The organism is Pseudoxanthomonas sp. 97-1-1, assembly GCF_057773125.1.
Map to the genome: position 1 here is coordinate 1169007 of NZ_JBYMTJ010000001.1, position 21726 is coordinate 1190732.

23 protein-coding genes are annotated in these 21726 nt (G+C 63.8%); 3 read left to right on the forward strand and 20 right to left on the reverse strand.

Features of this window, described 5'->3' with window-relative positions; genetic code table 11:
• The 13 genes from AC3DET_RS05580 to AC3DET_RS05640 form a co-directional block, all read right to left on the reverse strand.
• Positions 1-642 carry a hypothetical protein gene (locus AC3DET_RS05580; RefSeq protein WP_488390962.1) on the reverse strand — a complete coding sequence of 214 codons (642 nt, stop codon included), beginning with the start codon at positions 640-642 and terminating at the stop codon, positions 1-3.
• Between the two features lie 509 nt (positions 643-1151).
• Entirely contained in the window at positions 1152-1661 is a 510-nt protein-coding gene (locus AC3DET_RS05585) for a DUF4189 domain-containing protein (protein ID WP_488391172.1), read from the reverse strand.
• A 30-nt stretch (positions 1662-1691) separates the two neighbouring features.
• On the reverse strand, positions 1692-2777 hold the full coding sequence (locus AC3DET_RS05590) for a TrbL/VirB6 family protein (protein WP_488390963.1): 1086 nt from the start codon (positions 2775-2777) through the stop codon (positions 1692-1694).
• Positions 2778-2834: 57 nt separating this feature from the next.
• A complete protein-coding gene (locus AC3DET_RS05595) occupies positions 2835-3626 on the reverse strand; it encodes a hypothetical protein (RefSeq protein ID WP_488390964.1) in 792 nt (263 codons plus the stop codon).
• A 22-nt stretch (positions 3627-3648) separates the two neighbouring features.
• Positions 3649-6162: a VirB4 family type IV secretion/conjugal transfer ATPase gene (locus AC3DET_RS05600; protein ID WP_446537801.1), complete on the reverse strand. Its 2514-nt coding sequence runs from the start codon at positions 6160-6162 to the stop codon at positions 3649-3651.
• Between the two features lie 3 nt (positions 6163-6165).
• Positions 6166-6480, reverse strand: coding sequence for a VirB3 family type IV secretion system protein (locus AC3DET_RS05605; protein ID WP_142123391.1), 315 nt, complete (start codon positions 6478-6480; stop codon positions 6166-6168).
• A complete protein-coding gene (locus AC3DET_RS05610; RefSeq protein WP_225590780.1) occupies positions 6473-6838 on the reverse strand; it encodes a TrbC/VirB2 family protein in 366 nt (121 codons plus the stop codon). Before AC3DET_RS05610 ends, AC3DET_RS05605 begins: the two co-directional genes overlap by 8 nt.
• 83 nt (positions 6839-6921) lie before the next feature.
• Entirely contained in the window at positions 6922-7701 is a 780-nt protein-coding gene (locus AC3DET_RS05615) for a lytic transglycosylase domain-containing protein (protein ID WP_488391173.1), read from the reverse strand.
• A 116-nt stretch (positions 7702-7817) separates the two neighbouring features.
• Positions 7818-8858 carry a P-type DNA transfer ATPase VirB11 gene (gene virB11 / locus AC3DET_RS05620; RefSeq protein WP_488390965.1) on the reverse strand — a complete coding sequence of 347 codons (1041 nt, stop codon included), beginning with the start codon at positions 8856-8858 and terminating at the stop codon, positions 7818-7820.
• Positions 8859-8869: 11 nt separating this feature from the next.
• Positions 8870-10069 carry a TrbI/VirB10 family protein gene (locus AC3DET_RS05625; RefSeq protein WP_446537804.1) on the reverse strand — a complete coding sequence of 400 codons (1200 nt, stop codon included), beginning with the start codon at positions 10067-10069 and terminating at the stop codon, positions 8870-8872.
• Positions 10066-10827: a TrbG/VirB9 family P-type conjugative transfer protein gene (locus tag AC3DET_RS05630; RefSeq protein WP_488390966.1), complete on the reverse strand. Its 762-nt coding sequence runs from the start codon at positions 10825-10827 to the stop codon at positions 10066-10068. The genes AC3DET_RS05625 and AC3DET_RS05630 overlap by 4 nt, the downstream gene beginning before the upstream one ends.
• Positions 10824-11750: a VirB8 family type IV secretion system protein gene (locus tag AC3DET_RS05635; RefSeq protein ID WP_488390967.1), complete on the reverse strand. Its 927-nt coding sequence runs from the start codon at positions 11748-11750 to the stop codon at positions 10824-10826. Before AC3DET_RS05635 ends, AC3DET_RS05630 begins: the two co-directional genes overlap by 4 nt.
• 16 nt (positions 11751-11766) lie before the next feature.
• Positions 11767-12216 carry a hypothetical protein gene (locus AC3DET_RS05640; protein ID WP_488390968.1) on the reverse strand — a complete coding sequence of 150 codons (450 nt, stop codon included), beginning with the start codon at positions 12214-12216 and terminating at the stop codon, positions 11767-11769.
• A gap of 543 nt (positions 12217-12759) precedes the next feature.
• Between AC3DET_RS05640 and AC3DET_RS05645 the strand changes: the two genes are divergently transcribed.
• The 3 genes from AC3DET_RS05645 to AC3DET_RS05655 all read left to right on the forward strand — a co-directional run bounded on the left by AC3DET_RS05645 (position 12760) and on the right by AC3DET_RS05655 (position 15628).
• Positions 12760-13449 (forward strand): hypothetical protein, encoded by a 690-nt coding sequence (locus tag AC3DET_RS05645; protein WP_488390969.1) that lies wholly within the window; start codon positions 12760-12762, stop codon positions 13447-13449.
• 62 nt (positions 13450-13511) lie between these two features.
• Complete coding sequence (locus AC3DET_RS05650; RefSeq protein ID WP_488390970.1) at positions 13512-15182, forward strand: type IV secretory system conjugative DNA transfer family protein; 1671 nt, start codon at positions 13512-13514, stop codon at positions 15180-15182.
• A gap of 71 nt (positions 15183-15253) precedes the next feature.
• Positions 15254-15628 carry a zf-TFIIB domain-containing protein gene (locus AC3DET_RS05655; RefSeq protein WP_192200171.1) on the forward strand — a complete coding sequence of 125 codons (375 nt, stop codon included), beginning with the start codon at positions 15254-15256 and terminating at the stop codon, positions 15626-15628.
• Between the two features lie 15 nt (positions 15629-15643).
• Here AC3DET_RS05655 and AC3DET_RS05660 read toward each other — a convergent pair whose 3' ends face one another.
• The 7 genes from AC3DET_RS05660 to trpE all read right to left on the reverse strand — a co-directional run bounded on the left by AC3DET_RS05660 (position 15644) and on the right by trpE (position 21703).
• Positions 15644-16360, reverse strand: coding sequence for a haloacid dehalogenase-like hydrolase (locus tag AC3DET_RS05660; RefSeq protein WP_337730632.1), 717 nt, complete (start codon positions 16358-16360; stop codon positions 15644-15646).
• Positions 16357-17151 (reverse strand): indole-3-glycerol phosphate synthase TrpC, encoded by a 795-nt coding sequence (gene trpC / locus AC3DET_RS05665; protein ID WP_488390971.1) that lies wholly within the window; start codon positions 17149-17151, stop codon positions 16357-16359. The genes AC3DET_RS05660 and trpC overlap by 4 nt, the downstream gene beginning before the upstream one ends.
• A 159-nt stretch (positions 17152-17310) precedes the next feature.
• The gene (locus tag AC3DET_RS05670) at positions 17311-17661 is read right to left on the reverse strand and encodes an antibiotic biosynthesis monooxygenase family protein (RefSeq protein ID WP_337730634.1); all 351 of its coding nucleotides are present in this window, start codon (positions 17659-17661) and stop codon (positions 17311-17313) included.
• A 1-nt stretch (position 17662) separates the two neighbouring features.
• Positions 17663-18709: an anthranilate phosphoribosyltransferase gene (trpD, locus tag AC3DET_RS05675; RefSeq protein ID WP_488390972.1), complete on the reverse strand. Its 1047-nt coding sequence runs from the start codon at positions 18707-18709 to the stop codon at positions 17663-17665.
• Between the two features lie 65 nt (positions 18710-18774).
• Positions 18775-19353 carry an anthranilate synthase component II gene (locus AC3DET_RS05680; RefSeq protein ID WP_488390973.1) on the reverse strand — a complete coding sequence of 193 codons (579 nt, stop codon included), beginning with the start codon at positions 19351-19353 and terminating at the stop codon, positions 18775-18777.
• Positions 19354-19356: 3 nt separating this feature from the next.
• On the reverse strand, positions 19357-20124 hold the full coding sequence (locus AC3DET_RS05685; RefSeq protein WP_337730637.1) for an SIMPL domain-containing protein: 768 nt from the start codon (positions 20122-20124) through the stop codon (positions 19357-19359).
• A gap of 91 nt (positions 20125-20215) precedes the next feature.
• Positions 20216-21703 (reverse strand): anthranilate synthase component I, encoded by a 1488-nt coding sequence (gene trpE, locus AC3DET_RS05690; RefSeq protein ID WP_488390974.1) that lies wholly within the window; start codon positions 21701-21703, stop codon positions 20216-20218.
• Positions 21704-21726 lie beyond the last annotated feature (23 nt).

Genomic DNA, 21726 nt, shown 5'->3' on the forward strand with positions numbered 1-21726 from the left:
TCAGGCCTCCTTCGCAGTCAACACGATCCCGAAGAAATCATCGCGCTGTTCCGCCGGCACCTTCTGCAAATCCGGTTGGCCGAAATCCCGATAGCCTTCCGATCCCGTTTCCTTCGGATAGCGCGCTTTCCAGTAATGGAACGCCTTGGGCATGCCATGCGGCAGCTCGTCGCCTGCGATCTTCGCTACGAAGCGGGTATCACCCTCCTCACCCGGTGCCCGGAGCTGCACCTGGGCCTGGATCAGCTCCCACCTGCACACGCCGCGCCCGTGATACTCGGCATCGACCATGCCGTCGGTGTAGAAGACGCCTGCGTACTCGCTGTCGGACACGCGCTCGAGGCGGAACGGGATGTCATGCGTGGGCACGGGCGAGGAATGTCCGCCAGGATTCTCTTTAGGCGGCGGTAGGCATTCGTGGTTGACCACGTCGTACTGGGCCGCGCTGGACACGACCTCCAGCGGACCAGGCGCGCCTTCGATGCGCAGCGTCAGCCGATAGGCCTGGCGCGGAGAGGGGTTTTCAGCGAACTGGGGACTGGCTTGATTGTTCATGGCACCACTACAGGCTGTCTGAGAAAGGAGAACGAGAATGACGGCCGCCTTCGTTGGTCGACTTCGCCCCATGGGTCTCTCATCCATCGCCAACTCCTCTGCTGATAAATACGGTGGCCGGGAATCTCAAATCCCATGCCCATCGCAACCACCCGCCATCGCCGGACCAACGCCTGCCATAGGCTTCGGGCGAGCATCCACCACCTTGCCATCCTCACTTGCAAGTGTCAGATCGCAAGCAAACTTGACTCGCCTTACACCCGGCGTTGCATACAGCGTCGGGCACCCACCCGCGTCCCCGCCGAGGACGTTCCCGGTCGGGACAACCTCGTCCACGTACCGTTCGAAACGCCATACGCTCGCCTCCCGCACGCCTCCCTGCTGCCGAACCTCGCGAAGTTGGCCAAAAGACGTGAAAGTTCAGCTCGTCGGCCGTCCAACCCACCTGTTGGTCGCCATATTGGCAGAGCTGGATGCGCATCCAGCCGACAACAGGAGACAACAAACAAGATCCTTCTGCCTTTCATTCAATATCCTTCTGACGATATCGCCAAGCCACTACTGCGGGCTGTCGTGACCACTTCTCCATGGACTCACTACTTAACAAGTACAGGTGCCGTGCAGTTCGTGTACATCAATTCACACTGGCGACCTCCGTTCTGCGCAGCACACTGAGGAAACGCGATCTGACCCGCGCGCTCGATCGTAGGGCCGCTCTGGTAAATCACCTGCATGGGGCCACCATAGCCGGCAGGTACTGCAATGACCGCGCACTGGTTCTCGTACGCAAGCATGACTTCGCAGGATCGACCTCCTTTCGCCTTGCACTTGTCGACGGCCTCCTTCGCAGCCGCGCGACGACTGATATGCCCTGTCGAAGAGCCAATCCAGGTCGAATCTGGATCGGCCGCCAGCGCACCCCACGTCTTGCGCCAGGAAGCGCGCACCGGCTCGCTCGATTGATTCGCGTTCGAAGGAAGATTGGGATGGTTGGGCGGCACGCAGCCCGGCGCGCCCTGCGGAATGCCTTGGGGGCAAGGCTGCGCGATCGCCGTTCCGGCGACGGCTGCGACCATCAGCATCAGCAAAACTCTGGGCAGGATCATATCGTTCACCTCACTTGGCTGAGCTGGGCGTCATGACACCATCGGCCGTGTCGCGCGGCCAGCTATCGCCGTCTGCGTGGCCATGCTCGCATCGGGTGCCTGCGGCACCACCACCGGCCGACCGCTGCCGTCTGTCGCGGCACGGTTGCCGCCGCTGTTGGCACCCGCCACGCCGAACTGCGTGTAGGCACTGAAGTGGCCCAAGGTGCCCTGGAAAAACGCGGCCGCCATTGGCGGAACCGTCACGAGGAACAGCGTCATCAGGACACCCAACCCACCTTGTTGCAGCGCCATGCTGCTGACGCCCTGAGGTGTGGCGCCCGCGGCTGTGGCGGCGACGTACTGGGCCACGAAGGATATTGCAACGGCACCCAGCAGCTTGGAGATCATCGAGACGGTGAAGCTGAGAACGGCCAGGGAGAACATCGTTCCGATGCCATACCAGAGCCACTTCTGGAACATGTTCTTGGTCTGGTCGAATCCCAGGCAGAGAATGAAGAATGGGCCGAGACCCACGAACAACGCCATCGCCATCTTGTACATCAGCAGGATCGCACCGCCGATCAGGGACGGTCCGGCAACGCCTACGCCGGTGAACCACATCGATCGGCTCTTCGCCTCCTGAAGGGTCTCGTCGAAGCTCGTGTAGAGCGCATCGATGGCCACCATGGCCAGTTCCATCTGCTGCAGGTTGTCATCGATGGAATCCTCCGGACCCTCGTCGTCCCCGGTCACCAACTGGTTGATGGTCCGCGGCATGTCGTCGGTCAACAACCGATGGATGTTGCTGCTGCCCATCGCAAAGGTGGTCGCCACGGTGATGATCAATACCCACTTCAACGACTTGACCACGAGTTCCATCATGAACTGCCGCGACTGGCCGGTGACGATGCGATAGCCCTGGAGCAGTACCCAGAGCGTGAGGAGGACGAAGGCCATGCCGCCCACCCACTCGGCCATCTCGCCAAGCAGGTTGTCCCGGAAGATGTTGATCTCCTCATCGACCCAGTCGAAGACCAGCCGGAAGAACGCCCAACGCTCCACGGCCTCCAGTTGCGCGCCTATGCCGCGCAACAGGACCGCCAGACCGTTATCAAGTGAATCTGTACCCACCATGCTCGTTCCTTCGCGTCCTGATGACGCCCCCCTTCATCACGCCCTGTCCGTACGTAATCAATTACGCCGGCGCGACTGGGCAGCATCCAGTGCGAGCTTCAGCGCGCCCGCGCCGGCGACGCCGCCTATGATGCTGCCCAGCCCGCCACCGATTCCGCCGGTCGAACTACGCGTTCCTTCAAGCGCCTGCTGCGCAATCGTCTTGCTGGCTTCCTGAAGATAGGCAATACGTGCGACATAGGCATCCATGTAGGTCTGCTGCTGCTGGCGATCGATCTCCATCTGGGACATCAGCAAGAGAATACGATTCGTGTTGTCCTGCAGCTTGCCCACTTCATGGCTACGTATCCCGGAACGCTGGCGCTTGAGCTCGTCCAGGTAGCGCTGGCGCTGGGTCGTCACCTCGTACATTTTCAGCGAGTAGTTGTACTTGGCCAGCTCCGTGTTGACGATCTCCCGGCACAACTGCCACTGCTGCTGCGCGGCGCCACCCCCGCTGGGCTGCGGGCATCGGGTGTCGGCATTCACGCTTGCACCGCTCAGTGTTGGCCGGGCGTGCTGGAGTTTCTCCTCGGGCTCGGGCGCCGCCTTGCTGTCCTCGTTGTTGCCATTGAACGACTCGAACACCTGCTGCTGGTAAAGCTCGCGCAGGTTGCCGTTCACCGTGCCGTTGCCATTGCCCGTTGCACTGGTGGTTCCGATGCGGCCGTTCATGTCCTGCAGCTTGGTATTGGCCGCATTGTCGATGACGCGCCATTGCGCCTGCGCGTTCTCCGCAGCGCCCAACCCCATCGCAAAGAGGATCAGGGCGACAGGGATGGCATAACATTGTGATGTCGGCTTGTTCATGGTGGATCCCTCTGCTTTTCGCTCAGCGTTGGAGGCTGGAGTGGGTGGGCCGCGTGGGGCGCGGGCTGTCGGGATGGCCTTCTCGGCCGGTAGAGGAAGCAGTGGCCGGCGTTTCCCGGCGGCTTCGCGAGCCTTTCCGCTCCTGCTGGAACCGCGGCAACCACTGTTCCGGCAGTAAGTCGGCCTTGTCGATCTCCAGGCGCTGAGCCTCTTCGTCGACGATGCGGTGCATGATCTCGATGTTGTCGGTGCTGGCCGAGATCACTGCCAGCGCGTCATCCATTCCGCGCAGGTTGAGCTGGCAGACCGTTGATGCGTGCCCCTGCTTGACGAGGAAGCAGCGCGAGCGCTCGTCCAGGCTCTTGATCACCTGGAACTCGGCATCAGTCAGCTTCAACCCCTCAATGTAGTCATCGCGGGAGGCATTCGGGTTCGGCAACAGGATCAGCGTGGCGGTCTGCTCGATCAGCGCGGCTGAAATGTCGCTCGCCAGCGCATCCTCCGGGCTCTGGGTGGCGAAGATGCCCAGGCCATTCTGCTTGCGGATCGTCTTCTGCTTGTTCTTGGCGAAATCCTTGAGCGCACCGCCGCCGTCGAGGATCTTCCAGAACTCATCCATCACGTAGATGAGCGGGCGCCCATCGATCAGTTCCTCCAAGCGATGGAGCAGGTAGTTGATCACCGGTACGCGTATCTCGGCATTCTCGATGACATCCGTGTAGTCGAAACCGATGATACTGGCCCGGCCAAGGTCGATGGTGTCCATGGGATTGTCGAAGACCCAGCCCAGCGCATTCCCGGCCGTCCATTTGCGCAGGCGCGCGTAGAGACCGTCGTCGCCCATATTGGGCAGGCTCTTCTGGAAATTGGTCATCGAGCGCAGGTGGAACGGCATGTCGAGCATGGCCTCTACCGCGCGGAAGACATCCTCGTCCTCTCGGGCGGTGTAGTGCGTCTTGCCCGCCAGCACCTTGATCAATCCCGCCAGGAACTGCACGTTGGCATCCGTGCGTTCGCACTGGAACGGATTGAAGCCGGTCGGCTGGCCATTCTCCAGCGCCAGATAGTTGCCGCCGCAGGCGCGCACGAAGATCTCGGCGCCGCGGTCCTTATCGAAGAAGAAGATGGTCGGCACCGGGTCGAACTTCTGCACCTGGCTGAGCAGGAAGTTGATCAGTGCCGTCTTGCCGGTACCCGACTTGCCGATGACCATGGTGTTGGCGATGGCCTTCTCACCCAGCGAGTTCTCGGCGGGATGGGTGGCGTGGAAGTTGAAATAGTAGGGCTGGCCGTTGGTGGTCTGCAGTACGGTGACGCATTCGCCCCAGGGATTGTTGTCCCGCTTGCCAGTGGCGAAGTTGTGCAACGGCGACAGGCCCAGGAAGTTCAACGAACTGACGTTCGCCAACCGCGTCCGGTAGCGCCAGTTGCCAGGCAGCTGCGAGTAGAAGGACGAGCACACCGCCAGGTCCTCTTTGGTGGAAACGAAACCGGCGTTGGACAGCTCCGCCCGGGCCACCGCGACGTTCTGCGAAAGGCGGGACTGGTCCTCCGCATACAAGGTCATGATGAAGTGGTATTCGCCCAGCACGAAGTTGCCGGACGCGACCTGGTCCATCGCGCCATCCAGTTCTGCGATCTGGCTGACCGCCTTGTCCCCGGACGAGATCATCATCCCCTTGGTGCGGTCCAAGACCTTCAATGCGTCCTGGCGCCCCATGGGGCTGAACGAATGGGTGATGACGTACTCGAAGTCGAGATATTTCAGGCCGTTGAGGATGCCGGGCCAGGTGCCGTCGGTGTATTCCTTGATGTTCAGGATCGCGCCGAAATGGTTCTGTCCGTCCGGTGTGCTGACCACGAAGTCGCCGGTCTTGGACGAGAACATGTGCCGGCTGACGGCGAGGTAGTCGTAGAGGGGCGCCCGCAGCACCGGCACCGGCTCCGAGATGCGATTGAGCAAGAAGCCGAAGAATTCCAGCGTCTCTGAGAACACGCCGCCCGCGTCGGACTCGTACATGCCCAGCCGCATCGGCGCGTAATCCTTCAGGACAGCTTCCACATTGCCGGCCAGCTCCATCAGCTTCGATACGGACTGCTCCTGCTCGGCCTGCAGGCGCGGGATGTTCGCGGACTTCTCGACGAATTTCTTGCCCATCACGATGGGCCGGTAGATCATCGTGAGGTACAGCTCGTTCTGCATGATCTTCTGTGCGGACAGCCCGTCGAAGTAGCCGTCGGACAGCGCCTGGTTGAACGCCTGCCCAAAGCGCGCGCCCGAGCGGATCCGCCCGCGCCGCCGCAGGTCGTGCACCCAGAACGCAACATTGACGAAGTCCGGTGCGCGCAACGTCTGCAGCATTCGGTTGAACGTGTTGTGGCGATGCTCCAGTTCCCATTCCTCGCGCCCGACGAAGGGCAGCCCGTCCAGCCGCCAGGTCAGCAGGAAATCGCCCCCCGTGGTCTTGACCACGTGCGGCGACACGTGGGCGGACAGTGGGATGAACTCGGCGATGGACAGGTCGGGCGCGAGCATGAGTCAGTCCGGAATCGATTCGTCGAAACGCGTGCGGTACGCGTTGGGCGTGAACACCCACATGCCTTCGTGATGGCGGAGGTTCCGGACCTTGGTCCGGAACTGCCACCGCAGCCCCAGCAGCCGGAAGATCATCTCGTCGCGGCGTGCCATCTGCCGCATGATGAAGATGACCACCGGCAGCAGGGCCAGAAAGAACATGTTGAAGTAGAACGTGAGCAGCAGGCAGCCGCCCGCCCCGATCGTGAAGGGCACGTAGGGAACCCCCATGAACATGGGCGGGCGTGTGCAGCCCCTGAACAGCACGTTCTTATGCATACTGCGTCAGCATCTGACCGACGGCCATCGCCGTGGAGGTAACGTCGTCCGGCAGCAGCATTTTCGCGATCTGCGCAGCTGCACCGATCAGGAACCCGCCGATCAGCACCGGCGCCACATCACCGACGCGCTTGTGGTTGAACGCGATCTGATAGCCCGCGAAGATCACGGCGATGGTGACGATCGCGATGGACGCCACGTTCAACAGGGAGTTGATGTTGGTGAAGAAGCTGGTGACGCGCCCCTGCGCGCCCGTAACGTCCTGGGCAAGCGCGAGTTCGGGATACGCCAGCGCGATGGCCGCGACGATCATCACGATCAAGGCGGTGGATGCCTGCTTGGCTTGAGTGGCGTGCATGTTGTTCATAGTCGACCCCAAATGGTGGTTGCAATGGTGGGTGGCACTTTCGCGTGCCGTTAAGCCATCCCTGGCGGGTACTGCTAGAAGACGAAAGCGTCGTCCCTCCCGGATGCCTGCACGACCTGCGGCGCCGATGGCGTCGCGGCTGTGTTCTGGTGATAGGCCTGCACCAGCACGGGTGCGTCGGCCGCCGGCTGCGCGACCGCGGGCGCAACGCGGGTGGTGGGTGCGGGCGCGGCTGCGGGCAGTGGCATGGACGCGCTCGCCACGGACATGGCGGGAGCGGGCATGGCGCTCCGATCGGATCGTGCCTCCTCGATGCGGCGCGCCACGCGGGACGACGGCACGCTCGCTGCGCGCGCACGCGGGGCAGTGCTGCGCTGCGCCGTGGTCCTGCGGTCGATCACCGGGATGGCGGGCGCGGCATCGTCGCCAGCCTGGCGTTGCCAGGACGCGAACACTTTCTGTACGTATCCGTGCCGATAGCCGGTGGTGAAGTTGCCGGAGTAGTAGCAGCTGAACGCCTTGCCCCAGTCCTTCCCGGAACGGGAGTAGCACTCCGCCAGGATGCGCGAGCCCGCCTGCAGGTTGGGACAGACGTCGAACGCTTTTTCGTAGCTGTCCAGGCCCTGCCGCGCTAGGTTGTAGCGGTTGACCTGCGCCAGCCCGAGGGAGAAGTTGTAGCCCCGGTCCTCCAGCATGCGGGCAGTCGACAGCGCTTCCGGGAGATTGCGTGGCTGCCGCGCCAGCCGCCCGCCCACCACACCGATGGCATAGGGGTTGAACGAGGATTCAACCTGTACGACGTGCTGCATCACGGAGGGCGGAACCGCCAGCCCCGTGCATCCCATCAATTCCATGCCAGGCAGCATCAGCGCTCCCCTCCTTCGCCAACAGAGGAGACGGGGGCGCCATCACGCCCCACGTGCGTTGCCCAACCTTGAAGTGCGTTCAGGGGGTTCATGTTCTTCCTCCTTCAGGACGCCAGCGCGCGGGCGGGATCGAAATCGATGCCGGTGATGTAGCGGCGCCCGGCGTGCGCCTTGATATGCACGACGATGTCGATCGTCATCTTCAGCAGACGCTTGATCACGTCGAACTCCAACCCGGCGCCTTCGGAGGACGCCTTCACCATCAGCGCCAGCTGGTCCCACGTCTGCGCCGTGCTGCCCGCGTGGCAGCTGGTGATGGAACCGGGGTGGCCCGAAGCGCAATTGCGGATGAAGTAGAACGACTCGTCGCCGCGTAACTCCGCCAGGATGATGCGATCCGGCTTCATGCGCAGGCAGGCTTCCATGCAGTTCTTGGCGGTGACATTGCTGGCGCTCTGGCCGCCCTTGGAATAGAGGAGATGCACCACGTTCGGCTGGCGGATGAACAGCTCGCGCGCATCCTCGATCGTCACCAGCCGTTCCTGGTCGGGGATGTGGTTCACCAGCGACTTCATGAAGGTCGTCTTGCCGCTACCTGTCGCGCCGGCCACCACGATGTTCTTGTGGTAGTGCACCGCTTTCCGGAAGAACTCCGCGTAGTTCCGGCTGCGGCGCAGTTCCAGCAGTTCCTGGTCGTGGTCACCAAGCGCCTGTTGCTGCTCGAGGATCTCGTCGAAGAAGCCATCCTGCTCGTATTGCTCCAGGGTCTTGCTGAACTTCGCCGGCAAGCGGATGGTGATCGACACCTTGCCGGCATCACAGGCGGGTGGAATCACGAACTGGGCGCGCTGGCCGGTCGGGAAGGTCAGCGACACCATCGGATCGATGTCGGTGATGCGCTGGCCCGTGTTGCTCTCGTTGACCACCGACGTACAGAACTGCCGCGCCCGCTCGAACGTCAACGTCGGCACGTCGGCCTTCAGCCAGCCCGCACGCGCCGTTTCGAGGTAGAGCTCCCCCGGGCGATTGATGCAGATCTCGGTGACATCCGAGGAGTGCATGTGCTCGCCGATCCCGAGCACCTGGTACTGGTAGTCCAGGAACTCGTTCGAAACGCGGGCGAGAGGTTCGTTCTGCGTGTCCATCGTGCCGCCTGTCAGCGCATCACCGCAGAGAAGTCGACATCGCGGGCGACGTAGACATTGACGATGGTGCCCTGGTTTATCGTCACCGTCGGCGGGCGTGCCATGTTGCGGTCGAGCGCCATGTTGGCCAGGCGCTCCATGGTCCTGGCGGTATTGCTCTCGTAGGGGTTCTGGACGACGGCGCCGTTGACGATCGAGGTTTCCTGGGGACCATGCTTGGCGCCGGCGTACTTGAAGGCATCGCTCAGCATGCTGATCAGCAGCGCGGAAGAGATGCGCTGTGCCCAGTGCGCGGAATAGTGGCCGGGATTTCCGGCCGCGCCCAGCATGTCGGTACCCGGGCTGCGCATGTTGACGTCCATGCCCGTGGGCGTGGTGATGCGGTCCCATACGATCGCCGCGCGCTCGCCGATGATGGCATCGGAGTTGTAGCTGCCCATCACCTTCGAGCCACGCGGCAGCAGCAGGCGCTTGCCGTTGACGGAGTACACCGGCTCGGTCACCACGCAGGACGTGTAGCCCGGGACGTCGGTGATGACGCGCGATTCGAGCACGCAGCGGATGTACGTGCCGCGGATCAGCAGGGTGTTGGGGTTGTATAGCGGCTTGGCGCTGGTCATGCCGTCGGGCGGCTCGCGCGGCGCGGCAGGCGCCTGGCCCATCAGCGCCGCGTACTGCGCCATGCCAGCATCCTGCTCGCCGGCACCCGCGACAGCGTCGGGGTTGCCGCCGTCTCCGAACGTGCTGGCCATGTCGAGCATGCGGCGTTCGCGCAACGACGGCTCCTGGCTCCCGGGCATTCCGGACGGCATGGCCATCATCGGCCCCGTCGAAGACGTCGTATCGTCCACCACCGGCAGCGGTGGCAGGTCAGGCTCGACCGGCACCGGCGCAGCCTCGGGTGGCAACTCGGGCAGGTCACGCGGCGCGGCGGGAATCACCACCTGCTCACCCTTGGGTTGCAGCGGTTCACCCTCCTTCGAGGACAGCCCGCCACTGAAAATCCAGAACACCACGAGCAGCAGCAGCACGATGATGCCGGCCAGGAACAGCAACGCCTTGCGGTTGAGCCGCTGCACGTCAGCGGAGCGCAGGTAGGGTGCGTTTGCATCCAGGTCGGGATCTGCTGCGGGACGCGCGGTCTGATAGGGACTCTGCGGCGCCGCGCGCTCAGGCCCCGTGTCCGGATGGTCGTGCGGTGTCTGGTTCATCGTTCCGGGCTCCTGCGCAGGCCCACCACGTTGTCGCCGTGGCGGATGACCAAGTAGGGGTACGTGCCATGCACGACGATGGTGTCTTCCTGCACCGTGGAGTTGACGACGAACTCTTCGCCCTCCTCGCTGTCCCGCGCGAACACCACGGGAAAATTGCCGCTGGGGAAACGCGTCCGGTCCCCCATCCTGATGTAGGTGAAACGGCGATCGTCATAGACCGTCGTCGGCACGAGCCATGTGGGCCCGCGCTTGCGCTGGGCGTAGTCGTAGTTGAAGTGATAGGCGCGACCCGGCTCGACATCGGTGTTGAGCTCGGATGCGACTTCCTGAGGCTTGTTGACCGTACCTGCAAAGCTGGTGTCGCCGGGATAGGCGAACTTGATGCGGTACTGCACGCCCGCCGCCCGTGCCTGGTCCAGCACGCGCCAGTCGGTGGCCACCACCTTGAGCTCGAAGATGTAGGCGTGGGCCGCCGTGCGCACCAGCAGGTTGGTATCCACGTCGACATTCTTCGGCTTCAGATAGAACACGTTGCCGCGCCGGCTGATGTCCCAGCCCCCGCTGAAACCGGTGCTGAAGTCCAGGATCTCCTCATGCGGAGAAAGCTCGATCTGGGTCGTGATGCCGAGGCCCGTGCGCACCGGATACACCTTGTCCGGCGTGTAGATGTACTCCTCGATCACCTGCGCCATCGCCGGCCATGTCGTGAGCAGCAGGCCAATGACAGCCAAACGCAGCGCGTCCTTCCACCTCATCGTTGGGGCACTCCGGGTCCAGTCTGGGTTTCCGACTGCTCCGCGGGCTGCGGCGCCGTCGACACGTCGTTCTCGTTGGCGGGGGCAACGGCTCCGTCGAGCGCGGCGGCGGCAGGCTCGGCGGGCGGTGCTGGCACTGGCTGCGCAGGTGGAACCGGCACGGCGGGCGGTGCTGGGAACTCCCGCTCCGGCACGCTGGCGGCAGCGAAGTCGTCATCCACGCGATAGTTGGTGACGCGGAATCCCAGTGGATTCAGCAGACGGTCCTCTTCGCTCAAGCGGAGGTCGGGGTTGTAGGTGAACTCCAGCGTCGCAATCCGGCTGTCCAGCGGCTGTACCTGGCCACGCCCCTTGTCGTACAGGCTGCGCTGGAAACGCACCGTCGCACCGGTGGGCCGAGTACCTGCGCCGCCGATCAGGACGATACTGAGGATCCGCGCGCGCACGGAACTGGACGCGCCATACAGGCGGAACGGCCGCTCGGGGTTGCTCTCCGAATGCAGCGCGATGTAGGCAGGCGAGACGGCAGGTCCCGCCATCGCCAGGGTCGTTCGCCAGTTGCGCTGACCGATCAGGCCGGAATCGTAGGATTCGCGGGCGAGGACGAACTGCGCCACGTTGCTCTTGTTGATCGCTTCCTCGGTGGTGACATCACGATCCTGGAAATTTCCCGTCAGCCGCGCCACGCTCGCGGTACCGGTGTACGGGTCGGCCATCACCAGGTACGGCACCTTTTCCTTGAGCGGCAGGAACAGGAAGTAGCCGCCCGCCAGGATCAGCGACATCACGATGGCCGACCACGCCACGAGCCATGCGCGACGCTCGCTCTTGCGTGCACGCTCCGCGAGGGTCAGCTCGAAACTGACGCCCTGCGCCACGGCGCGGTCGATGTCAGGGGACGATGTTTTCTTTCTTGAGAACATGCGCGGCCCGATACCCCTACTCGCCCATCGCCGCGGCGGGCGCGGAATCGGTGTCAGCCTGCGAGGCCTGGCTGACGATGATCCGCGGGCGCTCGACCACCACCTGGACGCCCTGCGATGCGTAGGCTGCCGATAACTGGGCCGCCGCATCCTCGAGACTGCCCGTGCTGATCTGCGCCACCGGCGCATGCAGGGTGTAGTCGTTCGGATGCAAGTACGCCAGCGACAGGCGTGCATCCTTCGCCCAGCGACCGAGCATGTTCTTCAATGTGCCGTCGACAGGCGACGCCTGGTAAACGTAACCCTGCTGCAGCGGAATGGCTTGCGGCGCCTCTGCGAACCGATTGACGGGCCTCCACCGGCCACCGACATCCGCCGCCCTGGGCGCGGCGCATCCGGCCACCGCCAGCGGCACCATCACCATCAACGACAACATCACACCGCGAATAACGACGTTCCGGCTCACGCATCCACCATCCTGCAATCGTCGGCAACACACACCCGATGCGCGCTCCCAAGGGAGTGCGTCACGGCACTGATGATTGTTTCCGGGTGGCAAAGCGCGCCACAACGCGCCCGGGGCCGCAGATATTCCGCGGTCGCCGCCGTGCACGGAACATGCGCCCGTGCATTACCCCCTGTAATGGCATCCATGCTTTCCCGCTCCTTTGGTCTTCATGCAAGCGTTAATACGCGTTGCACATCAGATCCGGTACTGCATCACGACAGTCGAGCCGAACATATCCACGCGATTTTGTGTCGTCAACCCACATTGGAAGTAAATCTGTTTACAGCATTCTCCAAGTGCCGCCTGCCGAAATGCGGAAACCCCATAAAACAAGCTGTTTATTGCAGGAAAATGAAGCAGGACAGATTTCTTCAATCATGAATGTGAAGATCAAGGTTAAAGAAACAACCACGTCACATACTCACGTGAAATGGTTCTTCACCGCGATGAACGAATGCGACTTTCACATTTACAACCGCGCTCTGCGTGGACATCTACCGAATGAAGGGAAGCACCAGCACCCCGCTTGAAACACGGGTGCGTATCGCGTCATTCTTGCGCAGCGCGATACACGACGCGGATGCAGGGAGCGATATGGAACCGTCGAAGATGGAAGAGTTCGTTGCCAACTCGGCACTGCTGGCCGCGCACCTCACGCAACAATGCGAAAAGGCTGCCGCCGCGCAGCTAGCCTCCGCGCAGGAGCTGCAGGGCTCCGCCATCGTCGTGAGGAAGACCATCGAGGAAGGCAAGCGCGAGATGTCGGAGCAGGCGCGCATCGCGGTCCGCGACGCCTTGGCGCAGGAGATTCCACGCGCCACACAGGATATCGGCGACACCGCCACCCGCCTGAAACAGGTCGCCGACCATCTCCAGCGTGAGCAGATGGCATTGTCACAGCGCGCGCGCTTCCTGGGATGGAAATCGTTGGGCGTCCTGTCGACTGGCTGCCTTCTTCTGGTAGCCGGCACCGGCTATGCGGCCTGGCACAACATCGAGCGGACCAAGCGCGCACATGTGGATGCCGAGGTCCTTGAAGCGCTGCAGCAGGTGACCATCACGTCGTGCGGCGGCACGCCCTGCCTGAAGCTTCAGGAAGGGCTGCCACGCTGGGGGAAGAACGATCAGTACGTACTGATCGACACTGCGGCACGCCGCGATGACGGTAACCGTACTGGCGCCGGCCACTGAGGCTCACCGCGAACACATGTGATTGCGTCCGACTGTTCTGACGCGCTTCAAAAGGGGGATGTTTGGGCAACGTTCGCGTTCTGACCGCACTGGTCCTGGCGTTACTGGCCACCACGGCGGCGATCTATCTTTCCGGCTACCTGGCGCTGCTGTTCCTCGGCATGGACGGTGACCTGCTCCGCTTCGACACCTATTTCGACTATCTGAAGCATCTCGAACACCCGCGCGTGCAGCCTTATGCATGGCGGATCAAGGCAGCGGGCGGCATCGCCGGTGGATTGATGCTGCTGGCATGGGCAGCGCTGGTGGTGATGCTGTTCAAGCTGCGCAGCCATCGCAACCTGCATGGCCGCGCACGCTTCGCCGGCATGGTCGACGTGGCGAGAAAAGGATTCCTGGGGAGCCGGGATGATGGCATCGTCGTCGGCCAGTTGAACGGCAAGCTGCTGAAGCTTCCGGGACAGCAGTTCGTGATCCTCGCGGCCCCCACGCGTTCGGGCAAGGGTGTCGGCGTGGTGATCCCCAACCTGCTGGACTACCGCGAATCGGCAGTGGTGCTGGACATCAAGCAGGAGAACTTCGACCTCACTTCCGGCTGGCGAAAGTCGATTGGTCATGAGGTGTATCTGTTCAATCCGTTCGCGGAGGACAGGCGCACGCATCGCTGGAATCCGATGACCTACGTCTCGCCGGATCCCGCGTTCCGGGTGTCGGACCTGCAGAGCATCGCGGCGATGCTCTATCCCGATGCCGATGACAAGGACAAGTTCTGGGTCAGCCAGGCGCGCAACGCATTCCTTGCCTTCTCGTTGTACCTGTTCGAGCGATACGAGCAGGATCGCAGCGCGGAGAAGCCGACGCTGGGCGCGGTGCTGCGCGTCGCGTCGGGGGACGGCGGCGAACTCAAGCCCTACCTGCAGAAACTGGTGCAGGCGCCCTTCCTCAGCAGTCACGCCCAGACCGCGTTTGCAGGCCTGCTCTCGCAAGCCGACGTCACCTTCGCGTCCATCATCGGCTCGTTCCGCGAGCCACTGAATCCGTGGCTGAACCCGGTGCTCGATGCCGCCACCAGCGCCGATGATTTCCGTCTCGACGACGTGCGCAGGCGCCGGATGACGATCTATGTCGGCATCCAGCCCAACAAGCTGGCGGAGAGCCGGCTCATCGTGAACCTGTTCTTCAGCCAGCTGATCAACGTCAACACGAAGGTCCTGCCACAGAACGATGCATCGCTCAAGCACCAGTGCCTGCTGCTGATGGATGAGTTCACGGCGATCGGGCGGGTCGACATCATCGCCAAGGCCGTCGCGTACATGGCGGGTTACAACCTGCGCCTGCTGCCGATCATCCAGTCGATGGCGCAGCTGGATGCCGTCTACGGCAAAGAGGTCTCACGCACCATCATCACCAATCACGCGCTGCAGATCATCTATGCACCGCGCGAACAGCAGGACGCAAACGACTACTCGGAGATGCTCGGCTACACCACCATCCGGCGACGCGCCCGCACGCGCTCGCATGGCCAGGGGCGCAACGTATCCGACAACGAAGTGCTGGAGAAACGTGCGCTGATGCTGCCGCAGGAGCTCAAGGCGATGGGACCGGAGAAGGAGATCGTGCTCTACGAAGGCCTTGCCCACCCGATCCTGTGCCGCAAGGTCCGCTACTACCAGGACGGCTATTTCACCAGGCGGCTGATGCCGAAGGTCGATGTCGAGCCTCTACGGCTCTAGGGCTTGCCATCGCTGGCAACGGCGGGCGTCCGCGGTAGAATCCGGCGACCCGGCCCTCACGAGACCCCGCCATGCAATGCCCCAAATGCCAAGGCACGATGGAACTCATCGTCGAACCCGAAGCCAGTGCGCACCGCTGCACGCGCTGCAGGGGACTCTGGTTCGAAATGATGGCGCACGAGACGCTCAAGCACCGCGCCGAGGAGATCGACACGGGCGACCCCGTGCAGGGTGAGGAATGCAACAAGGTCGACCGCATCAAGTGCCCGGTCTGTATCGGCAACCGCGACCTGATCCGGATGGTGGATCCGCAGCAACCGCATATCTGGTTCGAGAGTTGCAAGAACTGCTACGGCCGCTTCTACGATGCGGGCGAATACCAGGATTTCGCCGAGATCGAGTTCGCCGACCTGATCAAGGACTGGAAGGCACCCGAACGGATCTGACCCGGCAAGTGCCGGTCAGGTCGCGCCGCCGCGGTCCTTGCAACCCCAGTTGAGGATGGGTGTCCCCGGCGGCAACACGCGGCGGAACATTTCCACGCGCGCAGGCTTCGGATTGACTACCACGGGTGCGCGCGCCGCCTTCAGCAAGGGCAGGTCGGCGCTGCTGTCCGAATACGCGACGGCAACTTCGCCATACCCGCGCTCGCGCAACATGCGCATCTTCTCTTCATTGTGGCAGTGGCGCGTGGCCACTACCGCTCCGAAGCGCGGACCGACGGCCGTGCCGATGACGGGCACGTCCTCGTGTGCGACGAAGCTCAGGATGGCGCGTGCCAGTTCGGGCGGCGCACCGGTGGCGACGACGACGCTGTCGCCGCTGGCGCGGTGTTCGCGGAACACCTCGAGCGCAATCGGCAACAGGCGCTGCTGGACCTCCTGCTGATGGGTGGCGACGTATTTGTCTATCAGTGCGTCGAAGCTGCGGCGACCATGCAGACCGAACGTGCCGATCCAGATGTAGCCGGAAATCCCGCGCCGCCGCGTGGGCAGGAACGCCACCATCGGGCCCAGCACCACCGTGGCGACCAATGCCACCAGCACGCGCAGCGGATTGCGCTGGATAAGCCACCTGACCAGGTGTCCGCCGGAGTCGCCGTCGTACAGCGTGTGATCGAAATCGAAAACGACGACCGGAGCGTCCGGGCGTGGCGTCGGATAGGAAGTGTCGCTCATGCGGCGAAGAATAGCTGACGCAACGCTTCGCCCGGCTCCTCGGCGCGCATGAAGGTCTCGCCGACCAGGAACGCGTTGACGCCGGCGGCGCGCATGGTCGCCACATCGTCCGGCACCAGGATGCCGCTCTCGGTCACCAGCAGGCGGTCCCTGGGCACTGCGTCCTTCATCGCCAGCGTGGTCTCCAGCGACACGTCGAAGGTTCGCAGGTTGCGGTTGTTGATGCCGACCAGCGGTACGGGCACCTGCAGGGCACGCTCCAGTTCGTCGATGTCGTGCACTTCCACCAGCACGTCCATGCCCAGCTGCATCGCCAGCCCGGACAGCTCGACCAGTTGTGCATCGTCGAGCGCCGCGACGATCAGCAGGATGCAGTCCGCACCCAGTACGCGCGCTTCGTACACCTGGTAGGGGTCGACGGTGAAGTCCTTGCGCAGCACGGGCAGCGTGCACGCTTCCCGCGCCTGCTTCAGGCAGTCGTCGGCGCCCTGGAAGAAATCCACGTCCGTCAACACCGACAGGCAGGCCGCGCCGCCGAACTCGTAACTGACCGCAATGTCGGCCGGGCGGAAGTCCGGACGGATCACGCCCTTGGACGGGCTGGCCTTCTTCACCTCGGCGATCACCGCCGGATCGCCCTGCGCGATCATCGCGTTCAGCGCATCGGCAAAGCCGCGCGTCGGCGATGCATCGCCCGCGCGTGCGCGCAGGTCCGCCAGCGGCACGCGGGCGCTGCGCTCGGCGATCTCGTCCGCCTTGCGGGAGAGGATGGTGGTGAGGATGTCGCTCATGTAGATCCTGGTTCGGTTCCCGTGCCGGTGCAAGGCACGGCGCATTGTCGCATCCGCTCCTCTGTAGGGGGGGCTTCAGTCCCGACAGAACGCGATTCCAACGACGGTCGCACACGCCCGCGGAGCGTTTGCGAAGTCCGGTCGGGGCTAAAGCCCCTCCTACACGCCTTTCTTCCGATCCCACCCGTAAGCCCGCTCAACCTTGGCCACGCGCAGCTCGAAGTGGTCGTACCAGTCGCGCCGGCCCTGCTCGCGCGCCGCCGTATGCTCGGCGTGCTGCCGCCAGGCAAGGATGGCGGCTTCGCTTTCCCAGTAGGCCACCGTGATGCCGAAACCATCGGCTCCGCGCGTGGACTCCATGCCGAGGAAGCCTGGCTGCTGCTGCGCCAGCTCGACCATGCGCCCGGCCATGGCACCGTAGCCGGCATCATCCTGACCGTTGCGCAGCGAAGAAAAGATCACCGCGTAATACGGCGGTTTGGGCAGGCTGGCGAATCCGCTGGCGGCCATCTCAAGCCTCCCTTGACGGCAGGCCCAGGGCCTGTGTGGTCGCGATGAACTGCTGCAGGCGCTCCAGTGCCTTGCCGCTGGCGATCGCATCGCGTGAACGGGCGATACCGTCCTCGATGCTCGCCGCCACACCAGCCACGTACAGGGCCGCACCGGCATTCAGCACCACGATCTCGCGGGCGGGACCGGGCTTGTTGTCCAGCACGCCCAGCAGCATCGCCTTCGATTCCGCGGCGTCGGCCACGCGCAGGTTGCGGCTGGCGGCCATCGCGATGCCGAAGTCTTCCGGGTGCAGTTCGTATTCGCGCACTTCGCCGTCACGCAGCTCGCCAACCAGCGTGCCTGCGCCCAGCGAGAGTTCATCCATACCGTCGCGACCCCATACCACCAGCGCGCGTTCGGCCCCCAGTTCCTGCAGCACGCGCGCCTGGATGCCGACCAGGTCAGGATGGAACACCCCCATCAGGATGCTGGGTGCGCCGGCAGGATTGGTCAGCGGGCCGAGGATGTTGAAGATGGTGCGCACGCCCATTTCGCGGCGCACCGGCGCAACGACTTTCATCGCGGGATGGTGGACCGGCGCGAACATGAAGCCGATGCCGGCCTGCGCGATGGACTGCGCCACCTGCTCCGGCTGCAGTTCAATGTTCACGCCCAGCGCTTCCAGCACGTCGGCACTGCCCGACTTCGACGACACGCTGCGGTTACCGTGCTTGGCGATGCGCGCACCGGCCGCAGCCGCGACGAACATCGAGCAGGTGGAGATGTTGAAGGTGTGGGAACCGTCGCCACCGGTACCGACGATGTCGACTAGATGCGTCCGGTCAGCGACATCCACGGTACGCGAGAACTCGCGCATCACGGTGGCCGCACCGGCGATCTCGCCGACGGTTTCCTTCTTCACGCGCAGGCCGGTCAGGATGGCGGCGGTCATGGTCGGCGAGACGTCACCGCGCATGATCTGCCGCATCAAATCGACCATCTCGTCATGGAAGATCTCGCGGTGCTCGATGGTGCGCTGGAGGGCTTCTTGTGGGGTCAGTGGCATGTCGGCTCCGTAGGGTGGGCCCTGGCCCACCGGCATGGCGATGGCGGGCCGAGGCCCGCCCTACGTCATCGTTCCAGAAAGTTCTTCAGCAGGGCGTGGCCGTGCTCGGTCAGGATCGACTCGGGGTGGAACTGCACACCCTCCACGGGGTACTCGCGATGGCGCAGGCCCATGATCTCCTCGATGCTGCCGTCCTCGTTCTCGGTCCAGGCGGTGACTTCCAGCGCAGCGGGCAGGCTGGAGCGTTCCACCACCAGCGAGTGGTAGCGGGTGGCCTCGTAGGCATCCGGCAAGCCGGCGAACACGCCCCTGCCTTCATGGCGGATGCGCGAGGTCTTGCCGTGCATGATGCGGCCCGCGCGGATGACGTTGCCGCCATAGGCCTGGCCGATGCTCTGGTGACCGAGGCAGACACCGAGGATGGGTGTGTCCGCACCCAGCCGCTCGATGATTTCCAGCGAGACTCCGGCTTCGTTCGGCGTGCAGGGGCCGGGCGAAATGACGATGCGCTCGGGCGCGAGCTTCGCGATCTCGTCGACCGTCATCGCATCGTTGCGCACCACCTTCACCTCGGCACCCAGCGATTGCAGGTACTGCACGAGGTTGTAGGTGAAGCTGTCGTAGTTGTCGATCATCAACAGCATGAGTCAGTCCGCCAGCAGGAACACGGTGTAGATCTTGTCGGTATAGGTGACGTAACCGGATTGCAATGAAGTGTCGACGCCGGCACGTTCGAGCCTGCTTCCGGTGACCTCGATGCGATCCAGCCCACCACTCCTCCATTCATAGCGGACGGGCCACTCGCCCTCGCGGATGCCGTACTCGAACTGCGGCGCCACGTCCGACACGCTGTATACCGGACCGAGGCGTGCGCCATAGGCGCGCGCCATGTCGTCGGCCTTCGTTTTCGCCGACGCAATGGTCTTGTCCCGAAGCGCCCTGCGCAGTTCTGCCTCGCTGCTCAGCTCAGTGGTGACGTCGGAGATGCGCAGGCTCTGGGAGGTTTCCACGGTCGCCAGGAAACGCTCCAGATCGGCCTGCCGCGAGAACCGGGCTGTCAGTGAGCGCGACACCTGCGTACCCACGAACACCTGCTCCTGGAGCTTCTGGTCGTAGTGGTGCCGGGGTCCGATCTGCAAGGACGTCGCCACGATCTCGTCCGAAGGAACATGGGCGTCCTTGAGTTTTGCCAGCGTGCTGGTCACGTGGTGCTCCACCGCGCGCCGGGCCGTATCGGGGTTGATGTCCGTTGCTTCGAACTGGATGGCGATCTTGAAGCGGTCCGGAATCGCACGCGCCTGCGCATCGCCATAGACCAGGATGTGCCGGGTCGGCGGGAGTGCGTTGACCTGCGCCTGCACATGGCCCGATGCCAATGCGACGACAGCAAGCAGCACGCGATGGATGGCTTTCATGGATGGCCTGCCTTCATGGGTGGTAGGGGTGTCGGGATGCGACGCTTCCTACAACGCGCTGAGGATGCGGATGGGGTTTCCGGCGTCACGGTCACAACCCCTTCGCCGCTTCCGCCACCGCGCGAAACAGCGCGCGACCCTTGTTCATCGTCTCGTCCCACTCCTTCTCTGGGTCGGAGTCGTAGACGATGCCGGCGCCGGCCTGCACGTGCAGTCGGCCGTCCTTGATGACGGCGGTGCGGATGGCGATGGCCGTGTCGGCATCACCATGCCAGCCTATGTAACCTATGCTACCCGCGTAGACGTTGCGCTTGATCGGCTCCAGTTCGCGGATCACTTCCAGCGCGCGGATCTTGGGCGCGCCACTGACCGTGCCGGCCGGGAACGTCGCGCGCAGCACGTCGGCGTAGCTGAGGCCCGGCAACAACTTGCCGGTCACCTCGCTGACGATGTGCATGACGTGACTGTAGCGTTCGATGACGAACTGCTCGCCCACCTGCACCGTTCCGGCTTCCGACACACGACCGGTGTCGTTGCGGCCCAGGTCGATCAGCATCAGGTGCTCGGCACGCTCCTTCGGATCGGCCAGCAGTTCGGCTTCCAGCGCGAGGTCCTCGTCGTGCGTCTTCCCGCGCGGGCGCGTGCCGGCGATGGGGCGCACGGTGACTTCGCCCTGTTCCAGCCGCACCAGGATTTCCGGCGAGGAACCCACCACCTGCACGTCGCCGACATCGAGGAAGTACATGTACGGCGACGGATTCAGCGCGCGCAGGGCGCGGTAGACATCTACCGGGCGTGCGTTGAACGGCACGCTGAGGCGCTGGCTCAGCACCACCTGGAAGATGTCGCCGGCACGGATGTATTCCTTGGATTTCCCCACCGCGGCGATGAAGCCGTCATGGGTGAAGCCGGAAACGAAGTGGCTTTCATCCAGCACGTCGCGGGTGATCGGCGTGGGATACGAACCCGGCTGGCGCAGTTTGGCCACCAGTTCGTCGAGGCGCGCCTGCGCCTTGTCCCACGCACCCTCCGCGCGTGGATCTGCATGCACGATCAGGTACAGGCGGCCCTTGAGGTTGTCGAAGACGGCGACTTCTTCGGACTGCATCAGCAGGATGTCGGGCGTGTCGAGTTCGTCGGGCTTCCCGCCGTTCGCCAGGCGCGGTTCGATGTAACCGATGCACTCGAAACCGAACCAGCCGACCAGCCCCCCGGTGAAGCCCGGCAGGCCTTCCAGTCGCGGTACGGAATAGGCCGCTCGCAGCGCTTCGACTTCGGCAAAAGGATCTTGCACGTCACGCGTTTCGACCAGGCGGCCGTGGTCATGGATCTGCAGCGTATGGCCACGGAACGTTGCCACGCGCCGCACCGGCAGGCCGATGATGGAATAGCGGCCAAAGCGTTCGCCGCCTTCCACCGACTCGAAGAGATAGGTGTGCGGCGCGTCAGCGAGTTTCAGGTAGACCGAAAGCGGCGTGTCCAGGTCGGACAGCACTTCCCGGACAACGGGAACACGATTGTAGGAGCCGGGGGTGCGGCCTTCAGCAGCAAACTGCTGGAACTGGTCGTGCGAGATCAAGCGGGCTTTCCTTCCGGGACGCG